This is a genomic window from Ferrovum myxofaciens, assembly GCF_000735045.1.
GTDB lineage: Bacteria > Pseudomonadota > Gammaproteobacteria > Burkholderiales > Ferrovaceae > Ferrovum > Ferrovum myxofaciens.
This window is the reverse complement of sequence record NZ_JPOQ01000320.1, coordinates 1-1,903: the sequence shown is the minus strand read 5'-3', so window position 1 is coordinate 1,903 and position 1,903 is coordinate 1. Positions and strand designations below refer to the sequence as shown.

The following is a 1,903-nucleotide window of genomic DNA, read 5'->3' as shown; positions in this document are numbered from 1 at the left end:
GTACGCGGTGGTTCGTTCAAGACTGGCAAAATGCGCCGTTCTTTCCGCTGGGATCGTTTTCGGTTTTTCGGCTTTTTCGGCGGATGACACATCGCTGACCGATCTGGTCAACTTCAAGGTTTCCTCGGAAACCCTTGATGCGTCAAAACTGTCTGCTATCCGGGAAAACGGTTTGGCGGCAGGGGTTCAGGGCGCGTTGAATCTCGTCCAGCACGACCAGTTTGTCGGAATCGGCGCATTTCAGGATACTTGTCGCTTCACTTTCTGAGTTTTCATTCTACTTCCAGAGAGCATCCCCCTGCAAATAATGTGGATGAAATGACCTGACTTGCCCACCGCCGTTCGCGTTCGTCGCGTGCGACGCCCACGGCCGTGGACAAGTCGTCAAACCGGTCACCATGATCAGGCAGCCTTTTGGTTTTTGCGATCAGGGTTCAATTGCACTTCCCCTATCGGTGCCCAGTTTCGTGTCTGGCCAGTCCAGCGTCGAGGCGTCTTTTCCTTTGCCGTCTGGTATAACGCATGCCGTTTGGCCAGTATCTCCTGATCCTCGCCACGATGACGCTGTCCTGGGGTGACGAACCGGATCTTGCTATGGCAGTGTTCCTCATTGTACCAACTCACAAAGTGGCGCACCCATCCTCTGGCCTCATCGAGACTTTCAAACCCTTTGGAAGGCCATTGCGGGCAGTATTTCAACGTCCTGAACAAGGACTCGGCATACGGGTTGTCGTTACTCACCCTTGGCCTGCTTCGGGATGGAGTAATGCCAAGATTGTGTAACTTGGCCAACAGGGTGGACGACTTCATGGGGGAGCCATTGTCCGAATGCAAAACCAATGACCCACCCCAGCAACCCTGGGACATCACAGCTCGTTGAACCAACCGTGCCGCATGCTCACCACTTTCTTCGTCATGGACCTCGTATGCAACCGCATTGCGGCTGTAAACGTCTTCAAACATATACAGGTAGTAGTACAACCCCTTGGTTCTGCTTGGCAAATATGTTATGTCCCAATTCCAGACCTGATTGGGTCCCGTAGCCGTATGTGTTGTCGGTAACGGCACCTTTCTCGACTTCTGAGCGCGGCCGCGATGATTGTTCTGTCCCGCCTCACTCATCACCCGGTAAAACGAGGATTCCGAAGCCAGATAGACCCCCTTGTCAGCCAGCCTTGGTACGATCTGTGACGGGGGGAGGCTCTTGTATTCCGGTTGATTCACCACCTCAAGAATCTCCTCTTTTTCCTTATCAGTGAGGCTGTGCAGTGGCATGGGATGCACAGCCTCCGGCCTTCCATCTTCAGGACGATGCCGCCATCGTTGCAAGGTGCGTATATCAATCCCTGCAACTTTGCAGGCTTCCTCACAACGCGCACCCGATTCTACGGCCTCTTCAATCAGCAATACCATGCTTTGGCGATCTGGGGAACTGATCAGTCGTCCTCGTTGCTTCCCCAGATCGCCCCGACTTTTTTTGACAGAACCAGCAACGCCGCCGTCTCCGCCAAGGCTTTCTCTTTTCTGGCCAATTCACGCTCTAATGACTTGATCTGCTTGTTATCACTGCGTGTGCGACTCAACTCTGCCTTGCGCGATACCAACGCTCGTTCCTGACCGTCCAGCGCCGCCTGATACCATTCCTTGACCTGCTCCACGTACAACCCTTTCCTGCGGCAGTACTCACTCAACTCAATCTCAGACAAATTGGCCGTCTCAATCACCGTCGCCAACTTCGCCTCAGCCGACCAATCCTCTCCCGTTCTCACAACTCCTGGCACCGGTATCCCCTCCATTTTTGCTGCCCTGCGCCAAGCATACAACGTAACGTCTGATATGCCCTCCTGCTTCGCCAATTCCTTGATCGAACAGTTCATCGGGGGCAACATCTTCCTCAATACCG

General features: G+C 53.9%; 2 protein-coding genes. One reads left to right on the top strand and one right to left on the bottom strand.

Features of this window, described 5'->3' with window-relative positions; translation table 11 throughout:
* Positions 1 to 268, top strand: a 268-nt coding sequence (locus tag IV91_RS18615) for a hypothetical protein (protein WP_160171594.1), incomplete at its 5' end; no start/stop codon positions are given.
* A 134-nt stretch (positions 269 to 402) separates the two neighbouring features.
* On the opposite strand, the gene IV91_RS0113810 is transcribed toward IV91_RS18615, so the two are convergent.
* A protein-coding gene (locus tag IV91_RS0113810) for an IS3 family transposase (protein WP_233418489.1) occupies positions 403 to 1,903 on the bottom strand; the annotation gives its coding sequence in 2 pieces (ribosomal slippage) (positions 403 to 1,469 and positions 1,469 to 1,903; 1,502 coding nt annotated over the 2 pieces). This gene is flagged as partial in the annotation.